Raw genomic sequence first — 18,221 nt, 5'->3', positions numbered from 1 at the left:
GGTGCAGTTCGGTGAAAGCGGCTCCCGCGCTCACGCCGGCCACTGCGGAGGCAAGCGCTTTCCCGATAAGAACATAGAAGCACCTGGATGTAAATGCCCGGGGTGGCCGGCGCCCACGACGTGGGCACCGGCCACCCCGGCGACTCAGCAGCCGGCGCCGTTGAGCTTCACGGTTGCCGGGGCGCTGGCCGTGCCGTTGGCGGTGAAGCCCACGGTGACCGAGGCCCCCGCCGCCAGGGACGGCGCGTGACTGGGCGCGGCGGCGGTGACCGTCGTGCCCGACTGGGTGACGGTGGCGTTCCAGCCACTGCCCAGCGTCACGCCGGACGGCCAACTCCAGGTCACCGACCACGGGTTGACCGCGGCCGTACCGGTGTTCTTCACGGTCACCTCGCCCTGGAAGCCGCCCTGCCAGGCGTTGACCTGCCGGTAGGTGGCCGTGCAGGCGCCCGGGGGCGGGGTCGTCGGCCCGCCGGTCGGCCCGCCGGTGGGTCCGCCGGTCGGTCCGCCGGTGGGTCCGCCACCGGACGGCGCGATCAGGTACGGCTGGAGGATCGCCTGCTTGGTGGTGTTGATGTTCGTCCAGTCGTCCAGCGCGATGCCGCCGGTGTCACCCGAGTTGGGGTTCCACGACCAGTAGGTGAAGGACATCCCGGTCACGCCGGTGCCGGTGTACGCCATCAACTTCTCCAGCCACACCCGGTCCTTCGGGTCGGCGAGGGTGCTGCCGAACTCACCCATCATGATCGGGGCGATGTTCTGCTTGTAGAGGTAACCGAAGTACTTGTCCCAGATGGCCGGCATGTTCGCCGGGTAGTCGGGGGCGTCGAACCAGGTCTGCCGGTAGACCGACGTGGCGTACTCGTGCGGCGAGTAGACCAGCCGGTTGGCCACGTTCAGCCGTACCGGGAACTGGCCGGCCTTCGACAGGTTGCCGCCCCACCAGCCGCAGTCCTCGTCGTTGCTCGGGTCGTTGTCCCACACGTTGGAGAGGCCACCACTGGGGCAGCTCACCCCCTCCACGAAGATCAACCAGTTGGGCTGGACACCGAGGATGGCGTTGCCGGCCCGCTCGGCGGCGAGCCGCCAGTCCCGCGCGGTGTCGCCGCAGCCCCAGCACGCGCCGGTGGCCGCCGGGTTGGTGCCCTCGGCGTGCGGCTCGTTGTGCAGGTCCGCGCCGATCACGGTGGGATTGCCCGCGTACCGCTGGGCGAGCATCTTCCAGTCGTTGATCCAGGTCGCCTCGGAGACCGTCGACGTGTACCAGAGCGGCGACTGCCCGGCCGACGTCGGCCGGTGCCGGTCCAGGATGATCCGCATCCCCTTGCTGCCGGCGTAGTTGATCACCTTGTCCAGGATCTGCAACGGCGAGAGCCCGACCAGGTCCGGGTTGACGAAGTCGTTGATCCCGGTGGCGGTCGCGCCCGGCTTCAGCGCGTCGTTCGAGTACGGCACCCGCAACGTGTTGTAGCCCAGCCGGGCCATCGTGTCGAGCTGCCCCCGCCAGGGATTGCTCGACCAGAGCCCGTGGAAGGTCTTGTTGTCGGTCTCCATGCCGAACCAGTTGATGCCGGTCAACCGGACCGTGGCACCGGTGCTGTCCACGATCTGGCTGCCGTTCGTGTGCAGATAGCCGGTGCCGGTGCCCGCGGCGGAGGCCGGGGTGGTGCTGACGGCGGTGGCGATGAACACGCCGGCCGCGACGGTGGCGAGCGCGGTCAGCGCACCGCCGAGAGCTTTGGGACGGACCATTCGAGCTCCACTTCAAAGGCCCGGCGTCGGCCATGGGCCGCGCGGGCGAGCTGCCGTCGGCACGTCACGGCCCCTCGGGGGTACGCGGACAGTGCGCGACGGTCCATGTCACGCGGACGGGGACACTCGCGGAAGCTCACCGGCCGATCCTCGACAGCGGAGCCCCGCCGTCGTCGCCCTCGTCCCGGTGGCCCTACCTGGCTCCGCCGCCCATTCTCATCAGCCCGCCTCAATGCGTCAACTGCACGGCCCACGGCCCCGCCCGTGCCGCGCGGCGTCCCCGCACACGCGAGAGCCCCCGGTCCCTTGCGGGGGACCGGGGGCTCTCGGACAGCGTCAGGTCAGCCGGCCTGCTCGGCGAGCTGGAGGAACTGCCGCTTGGAGGCAAGGGCCTGCTCGGCCTCCTTGATTCGGCGGGCGTCCCCGGCGCTCTGCGCCCGGGCCAGCCGCTCCTCGGCCTCCGCCACCTGGGCCCGCATCTGGGCGAGCAGCGGGTTGTCCTCCTTGGTGGTGCGGCGCCACGCCGAGTCCATCACCTCACGGACCTTGTCGTCGATGACACGCAACCTGCGCTCCAGCCCGGCGGCGGCCTCGCGGGGCACCCGGCCGGCCTCGTGCCACTGGGCCTGGATGTCCCGCAGCTTGGCCTGGGCGCCCTTCGGGTCGGCGTCGATGTCCAGGGCCTCGGCCTCGGCCAGCAGGGCCTGCTTACGCTCCAGGTTGCCGCGCTGCTCGTTGTCCCGCGCGGAGAAGACCTCGCTGCGCCGGCTGAAGAAGGCGTCCTGCGCGGCCCGGAACCGTTCCCAGAGCTTCTGCTCGGCCTCCTTCGAGGCACGCGGGGCGGCCTTCCACTGCGTCATCAGCTCCTTGAGCTGGTTTGCCGTGGCCGCCCACTCGGTGGAGTCCTTGATCTTCTCGGCCTCGGCGACCAGCTCTTCCTTGACGGTCTGCGCCTGCTTGCGCGTCGCGTCCAGAGAGGCGAAGTGGGCGCCCCGACGCCGGGTGAAGCCGTCCCGTGCGGCGGCGAACCGCTTCCACAGCTCACCGTCGGCCTTCTTGTCGACCCCGCGAATGGCCTTCCACTCGTCGAGGATCTCCTTGAGCCGGTCACCGGCCGTCTTCCAGCCGGTGGACTCGGCGGCGAGCTTCTCGGCCTCCTCGACCAGCGCGGTCTTGCGGGCCAGGGCTTCGACGCGTGCGGCGTCCCGGGCGGCCCGGGCCTCGGTGGCCTTCTCCTCGGCAAGGGTCGCCAGCTTGTCCAGCCGAGCGGCCAGGGCGTCGATGTCGCCGACCACGTGGGCCTCGGGCAGCGTGGTGCGGATCCGCCGAATCGTGCTCAACGAGTGCCCGGCGTCCGCCGCCCCCGAGTTGAGCCGCGCTTCGGTCAGGTCCACCTCGGTGACCAGGTCGGCGAAGCGGCGTGCGAAGTGCGCGAGACCCTCCTCCGGTGCCCCCGCCTGCCAGGATCCGACCACCCGCTCGCCCTCGGAGGTCTTGACGTAAACGGTGCCGTCCGCGTCCACCCGTCCGAAGGCAGTCCAGTCGCTCATGTGCCCATCCTCGTTCTCCCGGCGTCGAGGGAGCCGTCCCCCGTCGCCGCCACGGCGCAGCCAAGTTACTTCCGGCATTGTCACAGGTCCGACCCGGTCCCCGTCGAGCGCCTATCGCCGACCGTGACCATACGGTGTCCTAGAGCCTGATTGACCGGATCGGCGCGGAGACGCACCGGGCATTCCCGCTACGGTGAACGGGTGCCACTGGTCGCCGCCGCTGTCTGCCCGCATCCGCCCCTGCTCGTGCCCGAGGTTGCCGGTGTCGCCGCCAGCGAACTGGACGACCTGCGCGCGGCCTGTGACCTCGCCGTACGCCGACTGCTGGCCGCCGATCCGGACGCGGTGGTGCTGCTCGGCGTCGGCCCGTCGACCGGCCCGATCCGGCCCCCGGCCACCGGTTCCCTGCAGCCCTGGGGCGTCGACCTGGACGTGCCCCTGAGTCCCGGTCAGCCGGACCGGGGCGCGGTGCTGCCGTTGAGCCTGACGGTCGGCGCGTGGCTGCTGGCCCGGCACGCCGCGCGTCCCGCCGTGACCGCCGTGCAGGTGACCGCCGACGCCGGGCCGGTGGAGGTGGCCGCGCTCGCCGAGCAGGTCGCCGCGGCGGGTGAGCGGGTGGCACTGCTGGCGCTCGGCGACGGGTCGGCCTGCCGGGGGGAGAAGGCCCCCGGGTACGACGACCAGCGCGCTCTCCCGTACGACAAGCGGGTCGCCGCTGCCCTGGCCGAGGCGGACCTGGACGCCCTGCGCGACCTGGACGCGGGTCTGTCGGGGCAGTTGAAGGTCGCCGGCCGGGCGTCGTGGCAGGTGCTCGCCGAGGCGGCCCGGTCGAGCGGCGGCGGGTGGCGCGGTGAGCTGCTGCACGACTCGGCCCCCTACGGCGTGGCCTACTTCGTGGCGTCCTGGGAGCGGGCGTGACCGGCGGTGCAGCGGTCCCGGTCGGCACGGTCGTGGCGGTGGTCGGTCCGACGGCGACGGGCAAGTCGGCGTTGAGCATCGCGCTCGCGCACGCGCTGGACGGGGAGGTGGTCAACGCCGACTCGATGCAGCTCTACCGGGGCATGGACATCGGGACCGCCAAGCTGACTCCCGCCGAGCGGGAGGGGGTGCCGCACCACCTGCTCGACATCTGGGAGGTCACCGAGCCGGCCAGCGTCGCGGAGTACCAGCGGCTGGCCCGCGCGGCCGTGGACGACATCCTGTCCCGGGGACGGGTGCCGCTGCTGGTGGGCGGCTCGGGGCTGTACGTGCGGGCGGTGCTGGAGCGCTTCGAGTTCCCCGGCACCGACGCGGCGCTGCGCGAGCGGCTGGAGCGGGAGTTGGCCGAGGTCGGCCCCGCGCCGCTGTACGCGCGGCTGCGCGCCGCCGACCCGGTGGCCGCCGAGGGCATCCTGCCCGGCAACGGCCGGCGGATCGTGCGGGCGCTGGAGGTGATCGAGCTGACCGGTGCGCCGTTCGCCGCGTCGCTGCCGCAGCCGACCCCGTACTACCCGTCGGTGCAGCTCGGCGTCGACCTGGACACCGGTCTGCTGGACGAGCGGATCGCGCTGCGGGTGGACCGGATGTGGGCCGACGGTCTGGTGGCCGAGACCCGCGAGCTGGTGGGCCGAGGGCTGGCCGAGGGACGAACGGCCAGCCGGGCGCTCGGCTACCAGCAGGTGCTGCGCCTGCTCGATGGTGAGCTGACCGAGGCGCAGGCGCACGACGAGACCGTCCGGGCCACCCGGCGCTTCGTCCGGCGGCAGCGGTCCTGGTTCCGGCGCGACCCGCGGATCCAGTGGCTGGACTCGGCGACGCCGGACCTGATCGGGGCCGCGCTGCGTCTGGTGCCGGCCGCTGCGCGATGATGGGGGAGTGGAGTTCACCAAGGGCCACGGCACCGGCAACGACTTCGTCCTCCTGCCCGACCCGGACGGTCAGCTCGACCTGACCCCGGAGCTGGTCGCGGCGCTCTGCGACCGGCGGCGGGGCATCGGCGCGGACGGCGTGCTGCGGGTCGTCCGGGCGGCCAAGCATCCGGACGGCGCCGGCCTGGCCGGCGAGGCCGAGTGGTTCATGGACTACTGGAACGCCGACGGTTCGTTCGCCGAGATGTGCGGCAACGGCGCCCGGGTCTTCGTGCGCTACCTGCTCGACAACGAGCTGGCCACGCCGGCCGGCCCGGCGCTGCCGGTGGCCACCCGGGCCGGCGTCGTGCGCGCGCTGGTCGAGGGCGACGCCGTCTCCGTCGAGATGCGCCGCCCCCAGGTGTACGACTCCTCGACCGCCACCCTGGGCGGGCTGACCCTGCCCGGCACGGCGGTGGACATAGGGAATCCGCACCTGGTCTGTGTTCTGCCGGCGGGCGTGGAACTGGCCGCGCTGGATCTGACCGTCGCGCCCGGGTTCGACCCGGAGGTCTTCCCGGCCGGCGTCAACGTGGAGTTCATCGTGGCGGGCGACCCGGTCGACGGCACCGACGGGCACTCCCTGATGCGGGTGTACGAGCGTGGCAGCGCCGAGACCCTGTCCTGCGGCACCGGTGCCTGCGCGGTGGGCGCGGTGGCCCTGCGCGACGCCGGCCGCGACACCGGCGTGGTCGCCGTCGACGTCCCCGGCGGCCGCCTGACGGTGACGGTCACCGAGAACTCCTGCTGGCTGTCCGGCCCCGCCGTCCTGGTGGCAACGGGCGAGATCGACCTCGCCGCCCTGACCAACCCATCCCCCCTCTGACCCACCCCGCCCACATCGGGGGCCACCGCGTCGATCATGAAGTTATTGCCAGGCAACTCGGCGTGTCAGGGCAATAACTTCATGATCGACGGAGGGGCGGGGGCCGGGTCTCCGGCGGGTGGGGGCTGTTACGGGGTGGCGCTGGCGCTGGCTGCGATCTCGGGGAGGTCGGACGGGCCGGGGTCGGCTGCCGGGAGGGGGCTGGGGTTGTGCGCTGCGGCGCGGACCGCCGCGGCGACCGCCGGGGCGACCCGCGAGTCGAAGACGCTCGGCACGATCACCGTCGGGTTGATCTTGTCCTCACCGACGACGTCGGCGATGGCCCGGGCGGCCGCGATCGCCATCTCCTCGGTGAACTCCTCGGCGTGCGCGTCCAGCATCCCGCGGAACACGCCGGGGAAGGCGAGCACGTTGTTGATCTGGTTGGGCTGGTCCGAGCGGCCGGTGGCGACCACCGCGGCGTACTTGCGCGCCTCCCGGGGGTCGACCTCCGGGTCCGGGTTGGCCAGCGCGAAGACGATGGCGTCCTTCGCCATGCCGGCGATGTCGTCGCCGGTGAGCAGGTTCGGCGCGCTGACCCCGATGAACACGTCGGCGCCCCGGATCGCGCCGGGCAGGTCGCCCGCGTAGTTCTCCTTGTTGGTGTTCTCCGCCAGCCACTGCCAGGCCGGGTTGAGGTCGGTCAGCCCGCGGTGCAGGGCGCCCTGGCGGTCGTACGCGATGATGTCGCCGACGCCCTGGCGCAGCAGCAGCTTCATGATCGCGGTGCCCGCCGCGCCGGCGCCGGAGACGACGACCCGGACGTCCGCGAGCTGCTTGCCCACGACGCGCAGCGCGTTGGTCAGCGCGGCCAGCACGCAGATCGCGGTGCCGTGCTGATCGTCGTGGAAGACCGGGATGTCCAGCGCCTCGCGCAGCCGGGCCTCGATCTCGAAGCAGCGCGGCGCGGCGATGTCCTCCAGGTTGATCCCGCCGTACGCGGGCGCGATCGCCTTGACGATCTGCACGATCTCGTCGGTGTCCTGCGTGTCCAGCACGACCGGCCAGGCATCCACGCCGCCGAAGCGCTTGAACAGCGCGGCCTTGCCCTCCATCACCGGCAGCGACGCGGCCGGGCCCAGGTTGCCCAGCCCGAGCACCGCGGAGCCGTCGCTGACCACCGCCACCGTGTTGCGCTTGATCGTCAGGCGCCGGGCGTCCGCCGGGTTCTCGGCGATCGCCATGCAGACCCGGGCCACCCCCGGGGTGTACGCCCGGGACAGCTCGTCACGGTTGCGCAGCGCGACCTTGGAGGTCACCTCGATCTTGCCGCCGAGGTGCAGGAGGAACGTGCGGTCCGACACCTTGCGCACGTCCACGCCGTCGAGCGCGGTCAGCGCCTCGACCACCTGGTCGGCGTGACCGGCGTCGGCGGTGTCGCAGGTCAGGTCGACGATCACGTTGGTCGGGTCCGAGTCCACCACGTCCAGCGCCGTGACGATCGCTCCGGCCTCGCCGACGGAGGTGGTGAGCCGGCCGATCGAGGACGCGTCCGCGGTCACGGCGATCCGGATGGTGATCGAAAATCCGGCGCTCGGCAGTCGGGTGATGGCCACGGGGTCCCTCCGTCACGGCTGTGCGGCCGGTCGGCCGCCGCCCCCGCATTTCTACCGGGTTGTCGAGGTCGACCGGTATTCGCCCCCACTTTTGGCGACCTCCAGCACGGGCATATAGCAGGTGCGTTCCGCGTTGTGCCATGTCAGGATTACGTTCTACTTATCAAAACGGACAGGAGAACCGCTTGCGAGACCAGGAGAGCTTCGTCCCCGTCGAGGACGAGTTCGACGACGTCACCACTGGCGAGATGGAGCTGTCGGAGCGACAGTCCCTGCGACGCGTTCCGGGCCTGTCAACCGAGCTCTCCGACGTCACCGAGGTGGAATACCGCCAGCTGCGGCTGGAGCGGGTCGTCCTGGTGGGCGTCTGGACCGAGGGCACGGTGACCGACGCGGAGAATTCCCTGACCGAGCTGGCCGCGCTGGCCGAGACCGCGGGCTCGCAGGTGCTCGAAGGGCTGATCCAGCGTCGTACGCGACCCGACCCGGCCACGTACATCGGCCGCGGCAAGGTCGACGATCTGGGCGCGGTGGTGCTTTCCACCGGCGCCGACACGGTCATCTGCGACGGTGAGCTGTCCCCGTCGCAGCTGCGCAACCTGGAGCAGCGCACCAAGGTCAAGGTCGTCGACCGTACGGCGCTGATCCTCGACATCTTCGCCCAGCACGCCAAGAGCAAGGAAGGCAAGGCGCAGGTCGAGCTGGCACAGCTCGAATACCTGCTGCCCCGGCTGCGCGGTTGGGGTGAGACGCTCTCCCGGCAGACCGGTGGTTCCGGCCGGGGCGGCGGCGCCGGCGGCGGCGTGGGTGTGCGTGGTCCCGGTGAGACCAAGCTGGAGACCGACCGGCGGCGCATCCGCCACCGCATCTCCCGGCTGCGACGCGAGATCAAGAGCATGCGCACCGTACGTGTCACCAAGCGCGCCCGTCGCACCCGCAACTCGGTGCCCGCCGTGGCCATCGCCGGTTACACCAACGCCGGCAAGTCCAGCCTGCTCAACCGGCTGACCGGCGCGGGCGTGCTGGTGGAGAACGCGCTCTTCGCGACGCTCGACCCGACCACCCGCAAGGCCACCACCTCGGACGGGCGGCTCTACACGCTCTCCGACACGGTGGGCTTCGTCCGGCACCTGCCGCACCAGATCGTCGAGGCGTTCCGCTCGACGCTGGAGGAGGTCGCGGAGGCGGACCTGGTGGTGCACGTCGTCGACGGCACCCACCCGGATCCGGAGGAGCAGGTCCGGGCGGTGCACGAGGTGCTCGCCGAGGTGGGCGCGGACCGGCTGCCCGAGCTGCTGGTGGTCAACAAGACCGACGCGGCCGACGAGGACGCGCTGCTGCGGCTCAAGCGACTCTGGCCCGAGGCGATCTTCGTCTCGGCGTACTCCGGGCGGGGGATCGACGCCCTTCGGGCGGCGATCGAGGAGCGGCTGCCGCAACCCGCCGTGGAGGTCCGGGCCGTGCTGCCGTACGACCGGGGTGACCTGGTGTCCCGGGTGCACCGCACGGGCGAGGTGCTCAGCACGTCGCACCTTCCGGAGGGCACCCTGCTGCACGTTCGGGTCAGCGCGGCGCTCGCCGCCGAGCTGGCGCCGTTCGACGTGCAGCGCGAGGGTCAGGCGGTCGGCAGCCGCCCCTGAGCGGCCCCGGCGTCATCCACCGGAAACGCGCGGCATGCGACACTGGCCGAATGCGCCGCGTTGTTTCCTCGGTCACGGTTGCCCTCGGCCTGCTCGGGGCAACCGTGGCGCTGGCCGGAGTCGCCGTAGCCGCTCCCGCTCCCGGATCATCCCAGCCGCCCGGCGCCACCCCCGGCAAGAAGCGCTGCTCGGTCACCGACGAGCGGCTGCGGGAGCTGTCCGGGCTGGTGGCGACCAAGACCGGCTACATCGTCATCAACGACGGCACCGAGGTTGAGGCGCGCAAACGGATCTTCTTCCTCGACAGCAAGTGCAAGGTCGTCAAGGAGCCGGTCCGCTACTCGGGCCAGGGGCCGTTCGACACCGAGGACCTCGCCGTGTCGCCGAAGGGCGACACGCTGTGGATCGGTGACATCGGCGACAACACCACGAACAAGGAGCGGCGGTCGCGGATCGCGGTCTGGACCATGCCGATCACCGGCACGAAGCAGCCCGTGCTGCACCGGCTCTCCTACCCCGAGAACAAGCCGCACGACGCCGAGGCGTTGCTGGTGGGGGCCGACGGCCTTCCGCTGATCATCACCAAGGTGTCGAGCGGCAACGCGGAGATCTACACCCCGACGGCGAAGCTGAAGAACGGCGACACCGCACCGGTGCCGATGAAGAAGGTCGGCGAGATCAAGCTGCCGAAGACCACCACGGAGAACCCGCTCAGCGTCTACGGGCGGCTCGCGGTCACCGGAGCCGCCCGATCGCCGGACGGCAGCCGCGTCGTCGTCCGGACGTACGCGGACGCCTTCGAGTACGACGTGACCGACGGCAACATCGTCGGGGCGCTCACCACCGGCAAACCGCGGGTGACGCCACTGGCCGACCCGTTCGGTGAGGCGATCTCCTACACCCCGGACGGGAAGACCTTCGTCACCGTCTCCGACGGCGGGCAGCTCACCGCGGACGAGACCGTCGACATTCTGAGCTACACGCCGTCCAACAGCGTGGCCGCGCCCGTTGCCGCTCCCGGGGGTGCCAACCCGGCCGCCGAGAAGTCCTGGATCGACGGGCTCAGTCTCGATGACATCACCTACCTCGTGGGCGCGGTCGGCGTGCTCGGTCTGCTGCTCGTCGGCGCCGGCATCTTCGGCATCCTGCGGGCCCGCCGCCGGCCACCCACGGCCGATGATTCGGACTCGGCGGATGACCGGGACGACCGGCGCGGCGCACTGCGGGACGAGGGCGCCCCGCCCGGCGGTGGCCGTCCCGGCACCGGCGTGTACGGCGGTGCGGCGGCCGGTGGCGGCGTCTACGGCGGTGGTCCCGGCCGGGGCGGTCCCGCTCCTGCCGGCGGTGCCGTGTACGGCGGCGGCGGCGCGCGCCCAGCCGGTGAGGGGGGTAGCGGTGGTTACGGCCCCGCCCGCCCCGGCGGTGGTGGCGGTGCCCAGGTCGGGGGCGGTGTCTACGGCGGCGGCCGTGCCGGCGGCCCTGGAGGTCGACCCGGCGGTGCCGGTGGCCGACCGGGCGGCGGGGTGTACGGCGGCGGTGGTGGTCAGCCCGGCGGGGGCCGAGCGGAGCCGCCACGGCGCGGTGGGCAGGAGCCGGACTACCGGGGCCAGCGGCCCGGCCGCCGGGGGGACGGCGACACGCCCGGCGACCCGTACGGGCAGTATCCCGGGGGCGGCCGTGGCCAGCGGGGCGACCGCTACTGACACGGTCAGCGCCATCGGTCCGGCCGCGCGGGTGAGCGCGGTGGGGCCACTCACCCGCGCGCCGGCCGGTCAGATCCGGCGGAGCACCGCCACAACCCGGCCCATGATGGTGGCGTCGTCGCCGGGGATCGGGTCGAAGGCCGGGTTCTGCGGCATCAGCCAGACGTGCCCGTCGCGTCGCCGGTAGGTCTTGACGGTGGCCTCGCCGTCGAGCATGGCGGCCACGATCTCGCCCGAGTCGGCCGTCGGCTGCTGCCGGACGACCACCCAGTCGCCGTCGCAGATCGCCGCGTCGAGCATCGAGTCACCCTTGACCTGGAGCATGAACACCTCGCCCTCGCCGACCAGCTCGCGGGGCAGGGGGAAGATGTCCTCCACCGCCTGCTCGGCGAGGATCGGCCCACCGGCGGCGATGCGGCCGAGCATCGGCACGTACGCCGGGGTGGGCCGCTGGGCGCGGGACAACTCGTCGTCGATGGCCTCGCTGGGGGCACGGACGTCCACCGCCCGGGGCCGGTTGGGGTCGCGGCGGAGGAAGCCCTTTTTCTCCAGCTCCTTGAGCTGGTAGGCGACGCTCGACGGGGACACCAGGCCGACCGCCTCGCCGATCTCGCGGACGCTCGGCGGGTAGCCGTGCCGCTCGACCCAGGTGCGGATGAACTCCAGGATCCGGCGCTGTCGAGCGGTCAGGTCGACCGTCGCGGGGTCGGGAAAGGCGCTGACCACCGGGGTGACCGGGCGCACGGCGGGCTGACCCGTCCGGCTGCGCGCGGCGCTGCGGCGTCGGGTGGCCGGCGGGCCCGCCTCGGTGATCTGCTGCGGGCTCTTCGGCCGGCTGGCCCGGTCCTCGGTCACGTCCGTCCTCCCTGGTCGGCGCTGGGTGCCTCGTCGGCTCGTGGTGCGTGCGGCGGTGCCATGTTGTTCATGACCGTATAGGTGAGATCGGTCATTTTCAAACATCTGTACGACCTCTCACCGGCGTGTCGGGGTGAAAAACCGCTCCGGTCGTACGGATGTTCTGATAAATGGTACGTCGAGTAGCACGGATGTTCGATCAGTGGCTGTTTTCCGGGGCGTTCCGGCCGTGCGGCCGGTAACCGGGGCGGGTTCCCGGCGTTGGTTCTGCGGTGAGGCGGCGGGTGCGGATGACCGGATGGTCCGTGACGCGCCGGACACGCCGGTCGACTTGACCCGCGTTCGCCAGCGACATACGGTCAACCCCTAGATGTAGTAGTGACACGGGCGTAAGTTGCCTACAGGTTGGGTTCGACTACCGACCGCACTCCCGTAACGTTGATCACGGCGGCCGTCACCCGAGGGTGGTGCCGCCGTGGCGAGCCGTGTCCGGGAGTGCTCGGAGTGTCCGCGGTTGATCATGACTTTGGAGGTTGGGCGATGCGGTGTCCGTACTGCCGGCACGCCGACTCCCGGGTGGTCGACTCGCGGGAGGCCGACGACGGCCAGCTCATCCGGCGGCGGCGCTCCTGCCCGGAGTGCGGCAAGCGGTTCACCACCGTCGAGGAGGCGGTCCTCGCGGTGGTCAAGCGCAGCGGGGTGACCGAGCCGTTCAGTCGCACGAAGATCATCGGCGGGGTGCGCAAGGCGTGCCAGGGCCGGCCGGTGGACGACGACTCACTCGCGCTGCTGGCGCAGCGGGTGGAGGAGACCGTCCGGGCCAAGGGGGCCGCCGAGATCCCCAGTCACGAGGTGGGCCTGGCGATCCTGGGTCCGCTGCGCGACCTGGACGAGATCGCCTACCTGCGGTTCGCCAGCGTCTACCGCTCCTTCGACTCGCTCGCCGACTTCGAGCGCGAGATCGAGACGTTGCGGGCCGTGGCGCGAGCCCGGGAGCAGGGCCGGGCCGACGCGGTTGAGGCCGCCGGCCGTACCAGTTGACTTCACTGTTTTTCGAGAGATCAGGACGCGCGGTGGGTGACCGCGCAGACGAGGGGGGCGACGGCGTGACAACGAGCCGTTCACGGAACAAGGCAGGCGCGGGGCTGAAGATCGAGCGGGTGTGGACGACGGAGGGGGTCCACCCGTACGACGAGGTGTCCTGGGAGCGCCGCGACGTCGTGATGACGAACTGGCGGGACGGCTCGATCAACTTCGAGCAGCGTGGGGTTGAGTTCCCGGAGTCGTGGAGCGTCAACGCGGCGAACATCGTGACCACCAAGTACTTCCGGGGCGCGGTGGGGACCCCGGAGCGGGAGTGGTCGCTCAAGCAGTTGATCGACCGGGTGGTCACCACCTACCGCACCGCCGGCGAGGAGTACGGCTACTTCGCCAGCCCGGCCGACGCCGAGGTCTTCGCCCACGAGCTGACCTGGATGCTGCTGAACCAGGTGTTCAGCTTCAACTCGCCGGTCTGGTTCAACGTCGGCACGCCGTCGCCGCAGCAGGTCAGCGCCTGCTTCATCCTCTCCGTCGACGACTCGATGGACTCCATCCTCGACTGGTACAAGGAGGAGGGGCGGATCTTCCAGGGCGGCTCGGGGGCCGGGGTCAACCTCTCCCGGATCCGTTCCTCCAAGGAGCTGCTCTCCTCCGGCGGCACCGCCTCCGGTCCGGTCAGCTTCATGCGCGGCGCGGACGCCTCCGCCGGCACCATCAAGTCCGGTGGCGCCACCCGGCGCGCGGCCAAGATGGTCATCCTCGACGTGGACCACCCGGACATCGAGGAGTTCGTGGCGACCAAGGCGCGCGAGGAGGACAAGATCCGCGCGCTGCGCGACGCCGGGTTCGACATGGACCTCGGTGGCTCCGACATCGTCAGCGTGCAGTACCAGAACGCCAACAACTCGGTCCGCGTCTCGGACGAGTTCATGACCGCCGTGCAGAACGGCGGCGACTTCGACCTGCGCGGTCGCCTGGACGGCTCGGTGATCGACACCGTCGACGCCAAGAAGCTGTTCCGCACCATCTCCCAGGCCGCCTGGGAGTGCGCCGACCCCGGCCTGCAGTACGACGACACGATCAACGACTGGCACACCTGCCCGGAGACCGGGCGGATCACCGCGTCGAACCCGTGCTCGGAGTACCTGCACCTGGACAACTCCTCGTGCAACCTCGCCTCGCTCAACCTCATGAAGTTCCTCCGCGCCGACGGTGGCTTCGAGGTGGAGAAGTTCGTCAAGTCCGTCGAGTTCGTCATCACCGCGATGGACATCTCGATCTGCTTCGCCGACTTCCCGACCGAGAAGATCGGTGAGACCACCCGCGCCTACCGGCAGCTCGGCATCGGCTACGCCAACCTGGGCGCCCTGCTGATGGCCACCGGCCTGCCGTACGACTCGGAGCAGGGTCGGTCGGTCGCCGCGTCGATCACGTCGCTGATGACCGGCACCGCCTACCGTCGCTCCGCCGAGCTGGCCGGCGTCGTCGGCCCGTACGACGGTTACGCGCGCAACGCCGAGCCGCACAAGCGGGTCATGCGCAAGCACGCCGCCGCCAACGACGAGATCAAGCCGACCAGCCCGGTGGCCACCGCGATCGTCCGCGAGGCGACCAAGCAGTGGACCCAGGGCAACAAGATCGGCGATAAGAACGGTTGGCGCAACGCGCAGGCCAGCGTCCTCGCCCCGACCGGCACGATCGGCTTCATGATGGACTGCGACACGACCGGCGTGGAGCCGGACCTGGCGCTGGTCAAGTTCAAGAAGCTGGTCGGCGGCGGCTCGATGCAGATCGTCAACCAGACGGTGCCGCGCGCCCTGCGCAGCCTCGGCTACCCCGAGGAGCAGGTCGAGGCGATCGTCGAGCACATCGCCGACCACGGCCACGTGGTGGACGCCCCGGGCCTCAAGCCGGAGCACTACGCGGTGTTCGACTGCGCGATGGGCGAGCGGTCGATCGCCCCGATGGGCCACGTGCGGATGATGGCGGCGATCCAGCCGTTCGTCTCCGGTGCCATCTCCAAGACGGTCAACATGCCGGAGGCGGCCACCGTCGAGGACGTCGAGAAGATCTACTTCGAGGGCTGGAAGCTCGGCCTCAAGGCGCTGGCGATCTACCGGGACAACTGCAAGGTCGGCCAGCCGCTCTCGGTGGCCAAGTCCAACAAGGCCACCACGCCGGCCGCCGTCGAGACCGCGGCCGCCGCGCCGGCCGCGGTGGAGAAGGTCATCGAGTACCGGCCGGTGCGTAAGCGCCTGCCGAAGAAGCGCCCCTCCGAGACGGTCAGCTTCTCCGTCGGCGGCGCCGAGGGCTACCTCACCGCGTCGTCGTACCCGGACGACGGCCTCGGCGAGGTCTTCCTCAAGATGTCCAAGCAGGGCTCGACCCTGGCCGGCGTGATGGACGCCTTCTCGGTGGCCATCAGCATCGGCCTGCAGTACGGCGTGCCCCTGGAGACGTTCGTCAGCAAGTTCACCAACATGCGCTTCGAGCCGGCCGGCATGACCGACGACCCGGACGTGCGCATGGCGGCCTCGGTGATGGACTACATCTTCCGTCGCCTGGCACTGGACTTCCTGCCCTACGAGCGCCGCGCCGAGCTGGGCATCTTCACCGCCAGCGAGCGGGCCGCCCAGCTGCGGGCCGAGGCCGACGCCGAGGCCGCCGCCGTCACCGGCGCGGAACTCACCGCGATGGCGTCGTCGGCCCCGGTCGAGGCCCCGGCCAAGACCGAGGCCGTCGCTCAGCCGGCCCAGGAGATGGCCGACGTGGCCGTCGCCAAGCCGGCCCCGAGCGTGGGTTCCAGCACCGAACTGCTGGAGGCCGTGATCGGCAAGGCCGCGGACGCGCCGCTCTGCTTCACCTGCGGTACGAAGATGCGCCCCGCCGGTAGCTGCTACGTCTGCGAGGGCTGCGGCTCCACCAGCGGCTGCAGCTGACGTACGCGCAACGCGGCGCTGCCCCGGTCTCCTTCATCGGAGGTCGGGGCAGCGCCGATGGCGCAGTCCCGGCATGAGCGCTCATCCGGGCACCTCAACCCAGCGGGCGGCCGCGTCGAACGTGTCCGTCGGGGTGGCGTTGAATGCGATAGCTGCCTCGGGCGCGTGCCGACGCACCAGGTTGACCACCAGCTCGAACAGTTCCACCTGATTGCGCACCCCGCCACCAATGACGACGCACTCCCAAGGCCGGGCGCCCAGGGCAGTGGAGACCACCGCCTCCACATCGTCGCTGCCGTCGAGGCCGAACAGGCAGAACTCAGCCCCCACTTTGTGTTCGACGAATCGGGCCCTGCCGACTTCGATGCCGTCTGCGACCGGCTTGGGGTCCCACGGCCCCGGCACCCGATACGGATCCAACCCGATCACCAGCACGCGGGGTGTGAGGGCCGTTGTGTCCACTGTTGAAGACTACGTGGCGCGGTGCACGGTCATCGACAGAATCGAATGCCGGGTCATCGGGAGAAACCGCCGGGCGGCTTGGCTGCTAGCGTTCGCCGCCATGTGGACCGAGGAACTCGTGGCCGGGCGCCCGGCATGGCGGCATGTCCCCTCGGGGGTCGTGTTCCGGGAGGTTCCGGGCGGTACGTTCCGGATGGGACTGTCCGAGGCGGAGCTGGACGCGGTACGCGCCATCGAGCGCAGCGGCGCGGTCGAGGACACCATCGAGCCGTTCCTCGCCAATGCTGTGGACGCACAACCGGTACGCGAGGTGCGGATCGAACCGTTCCTGCTCGCCCGGCACCCGCTGACCGTGACGCAGGTCCAGCACTGGCTGCCCGAGTACGAAGACGACTACGCCGAGGCGGACACCGGCACGGCCCGACTCGAAGGCGACCTGGAAGACCTGCTCACGCTGTTGCCGTTCCAGCTGCCCAGCGAGGCGCAGTGGGAATACGCGGCCCGGGCCGGCACCACCACGTTGACCTTCCGCGGTGACGGAAAGCCCGACGAGGACCAGCTCCTCGACGACTTCAGCGACGAGACGCGGACCGCCGCCGGCGAGAACGCGTTCGGACTGGCGGCGATGGGCTCGGCGAGCGAGCTCTGCGCCGACGTGTGGATCCCCGGGTTCGAGGGAGCACCGCCAGACGCGCGACCACGGACCGGCGACGGGCCCCGGACCGTACGCGGCGGAGCCGCCGACCTCTACCCGTGGCAGGGCTGTGACGAGTGGCTGCTACTGCTCTCGGCCACCCGGTACGAGCACTCCGACTTCACGGCGGTACGCCCGGCCGCACCCCTGCCACCCCGGTGAGGGTGGTCTGAGAGCAGGTCTCCATTCCGGCCGACATGACCGGCTGCAGTACCGTCATGCCGTGCATTTCGTCTATCGCTCTCACTACGAGGGCCAGTTGAGCAAGCGGGTCCGGCGGCTGCCGGACGAGACCGTGCTGAATTGGTTCCGGCGAGGCTGGGACTGCGACGATCCGGAGTCCTGGGTCGAGAACGAGCTGGGCGGTGAGGTCTACGGCCTCGATTCGATCTTTGAGGCGGCACGGAAGCACGGCCTGTCTCGGCCGGCAACGACCAGCGAGCTGCGCGAGCTCCTGCATGAGCACTTGTACGTCGAGGGTGACGAGGACTTCATCCGCCTCGACGATCACAGCCTCCGGGTGCGGACCGATGACGACGAGGTGGAACTGGCCTATTTCTTCCTCGATGACGAGGTGGTCGCGACCGCCCCCGACCGGATGGCATACCTGTTCCAGTCGTGGCCGTTGCCCGGCACGGAAGGTGAGGTGACGTCGTTCGTCGCCGATGTGCCGGTGACAGCCGTTACGCCCGCCGGTACCGGCGACGCCAGCACGTACGCGGTGTTCCTCACGTACTACGACGGCGAAAGCCTCGCCTGCTCCCAGCCGCTGGTATTCCCGGGGGTCGGGTTGGGGGAACTGGCCGGACATCTCCGGACCGCGGACCCCGACAGCGGCGCAGAATGGCCACCCGAGCTGCTGGTCTTGCGAGCACTCGTCGCGCCCGAAGAAGACGCCATCAGGCCGGCGCTGGACCGGTGCAACAGATGGCCCGGCTTCAACCTCAACGCCGACCCGTGGCCCGACCTGCCCAACGAGCACGGCCCCGCCCACCGCGAAGCCATGGAGCTTCTTACCACGGGCCGATACGTCGACGGCCGACGCCCCGACGCGTCGCGCATCGAGGCCGACGAACATCTCGCCCAAGTCGCCATGCACTGTGGTCAGTCATTCGGATACCAGCAGTGGTTTCTGTTCGACACCGTGTGGGCGGCCGCTCACCCCGACCTGGCCCAATCACTGCTGCGCTACAGCAACCACTGGGATCCACTCGAGGACTGAGAGCGAGATTGTCGCCGGATTTTCTCGACTCGTACGCCCCGGACGCCCGCCACTCC

At 71.0% G+C, this 18,221-nt stretch carries 14 protein-coding genes; 9 read left to right on the top strand and 5 right to left on the bottom strand.

The genetic code is table 11. The features are described 5' to 3' along the window. Window positions 1-144 precede the first annotated feature (144 nt). Together ACGGAQ_RS14335 and ACGGAQ_RS14330 are read right to left on the bottom strand one after the other, a co-directional pair. Window positions 145-1,752, bottom strand: coding sequence for a cellulase family glycosylhydrolase (locus tag ACGGAQ_RS14335; RefSeq protein WP_393048569.1), 1,608 nt, complete (start codon window positions 1,750-1,752; stop codon window positions 145-147). 341 nt (window positions 1,753-2,093) lie between these two features. Next, window positions 2,094-3,302, bottom strand: coding sequence for a DUF349 domain-containing protein (locus tag ACGGAQ_RS14330; RefSeq protein ID WP_393048566.1), 1,209 nt, complete (start codon window positions 3,300-3,302; stop codon window positions 2,094-2,096). A gap of 201 nt (window positions 3,303-3,503) precedes the next feature. Between ACGGAQ_RS14330 and ACGGAQ_RS14325 the strand changes: the two genes are divergently transcribed. Genes ACGGAQ_RS14325 through dapF form a run of 3 tightly spaced genes read left to right on the top strand, consistent with a single transcriptional unit; the run spans window position 3,504 to window position 6,014 of the window. Next, window positions 3,504-4,220, top strand: coding sequence for a hypothetical protein (locus tag ACGGAQ_RS14325; protein ID WP_393048563.1), 717 nt, complete (start codon window positions 3,504-3,506; stop codon window positions 4,218-4,220). Further along, window positions 4,217-5,149: a tRNA (adenosine(37)-N6)-dimethylallyltransferase MiaA gene (miaA, locus tag ACGGAQ_RS14320; RefSeq protein WP_393048560.1), complete on the top strand. Its 933-nt coding sequence runs from the start codon at window positions 4,217-4,219 to the stop codon at window positions 5,147-5,149. Before ACGGAQ_RS14325 ends, miaA begins: the two co-directional genes overlap by 4 nt. 7 nt (window positions 5,150-5,156) lie before the next feature. Further along, entirely contained in the window at window positions 5,157-6,014 is an 858-nt protein-coding gene (gene dapF / locus ACGGAQ_RS14315; RefSeq protein WP_393048558.1) for a diaminopimelate epimerase, read from the top strand. Between the two features lie 128 nt (window positions 6,015-6,142). On the opposite strand, the gene ACGGAQ_RS14310 is transcribed toward dapF, so the two are convergent. Next, window positions 6,143-7,609, bottom strand: a complete 1,467-nt coding sequence (locus ACGGAQ_RS14310) for an NAD-dependent malic enzyme (protein WP_393048556.1) — start codon at window positions 7,607-7,609, stop codon at window positions 6,143-6,145. A 185-nt stretch (window positions 7,610-7,794) separates the two neighbouring features. Between ACGGAQ_RS14310 and hflX the strand changes: the two genes are divergently transcribed. Further along, the gene (gene hflX / locus ACGGAQ_RS14305; RefSeq protein WP_234591467.1) at window positions 7,795-9,249 is read left to right on the top strand and encodes a GTPase HflX; all 1,455 of its coding nucleotides are present in this window, start codon (window positions 7,795-7,797) and stop codon (window positions 9,247-9,249) included. Between the two features lie 50 nt (window positions 9,250-9,299). Next, window positions 9,300-10,952, top strand: coding sequence for a hypothetical protein (locus ACGGAQ_RS14300; protein ID WP_393048554.1), 1,653 nt, complete (start codon window positions 9,300-9,302; stop codon window positions 10,950-10,952). Window positions 10,953-11,021: 69 nt separating this feature from the next. Here the strand turns inward: ACGGAQ_RS14300 and lexA are convergent, their stop codons facing one another. Further along, window positions 11,022-11,807, bottom strand: a complete 786-nt coding sequence (gene lexA / locus ACGGAQ_RS14295; protein ID WP_091400540.1) for a transcriptional repressor LexA — start codon at window positions 11,805-11,807, stop codon at window positions 11,022-11,024. 540 nt (window positions 11,808-12,347) lie between these two features. On the opposite strand from lexA, the gene nrdR reads away from it, so the two are divergent. Then, the gene (gene nrdR, locus ACGGAQ_RS14290; protein ID WP_234587987.1) at window positions 12,348-12,848 is read left to right on the top strand and encodes a transcriptional regulator NrdR; all 501 of its coding nucleotides are present in this window, start codon (window positions 12,348-12,350) and stop codon (window positions 12,846-12,848) included. A gap of 32 nt (window positions 12,849-12,880) precedes the next feature. Beyond that, window positions 12,881-15,787, top strand: coding sequence for a vitamin B12-dependent ribonucleotide reductase (locus ACGGAQ_RS14285; RefSeq protein ID WP_393048550.1), 2,907 nt, complete (start codon window positions 12,881-12,883; stop codon window positions 15,785-15,787). Window positions 15,788-15,868: 81 nt separating this feature from the next. Here the strand turns inward: ACGGAQ_RS14285 and ACGGAQ_RS14280 are convergent, their stop codons facing one another. Then, a complete protein-coding gene (locus ACGGAQ_RS14280) occupies window positions 15,869-16,249 on the bottom strand; it encodes a hypothetical protein (protein ID WP_393048547.1) in 381 nt (126 codons plus the stop codon). Between the two features lie 100 nt (window positions 16,250-16,349). On the opposite strand from ACGGAQ_RS14280, the gene ACGGAQ_RS14275 reads away from it, so the two are divergent. Together ACGGAQ_RS14275 and ACGGAQ_RS14270 are read left to right on the top strand one after the other, a co-directional pair. Next, complete coding sequence (locus tag ACGGAQ_RS14275) at window positions 16,350-17,105, top strand: formylglycine-generating enzyme family protein (protein ID WP_393048544.1); 756 nt, start codon at window positions 16,350-16,352, stop codon at window positions 17,103-17,105. 61 nt (window positions 17,106-17,166) lie between these two features. Further along, on the top strand, window positions 17,167-18,165 hold the full coding sequence (locus ACGGAQ_RS14270) for a hypothetical protein (RefSeq protein ID WP_393048541.1): 999 nt from the start codon (window positions 17,167-17,169) through the stop codon (window positions 18,163-18,165). The last annotated feature ends 56 nt before the right edge of the window (window positions 18,166-18,221 follow it).

This window comes from Micromonospora sp. NPDC047557 (genome assembly GCF_043205095.1).
Taxonomy (GTDB): domain Bacteria; phylum Actinomycetota; class Actinomycetes; order Mycobacteriales; family Micromonosporaceae; genus Micromonospora.
The sequence above is the reverse complement of the archived record's forward strand: the minus strand, read 5'-3'. Positions and strand labels throughout refer to the sequence as shown.

Coding starts and splice junctions, on each gene's coding strand:
- ACGGAQ_RS14335 (WP_393048569.1), bottom strand. CDS start 1,752: ATGGTCCGTCCCAAAGCTCTCGGCGGTGCGCTGACCGCGCTCGCCACC.
- ACGGAQ_RS14330 (WP_393048566.1), bottom strand. CDS start 3,302: ATGAGCGACTGGACTGCCTTCGGACGGGTGGACGCGGACGGCACCGTT.
- ACGGAQ_RS14300 (WP_393048554.1), top strand. CDS start 9,300: ATGCGCCGCGTTGTTTCCTCGGTCACGGTTGCCCTCGGCCTGCTCGGG.
- nrdR (WP_234587987.1), top strand. CDS start 12,348: ATGCGGTGTCCGTACTGCCGGCACGCCGACTCCCGGGTGGTCGACTCG.
- ACGGAQ_RS14275 (WP_393048544.1), top strand. CDS start 16,350: ATGTGGACCGAGGAACTCGTGGCCGGGCGCCCGGCATGGCGGCATGTC.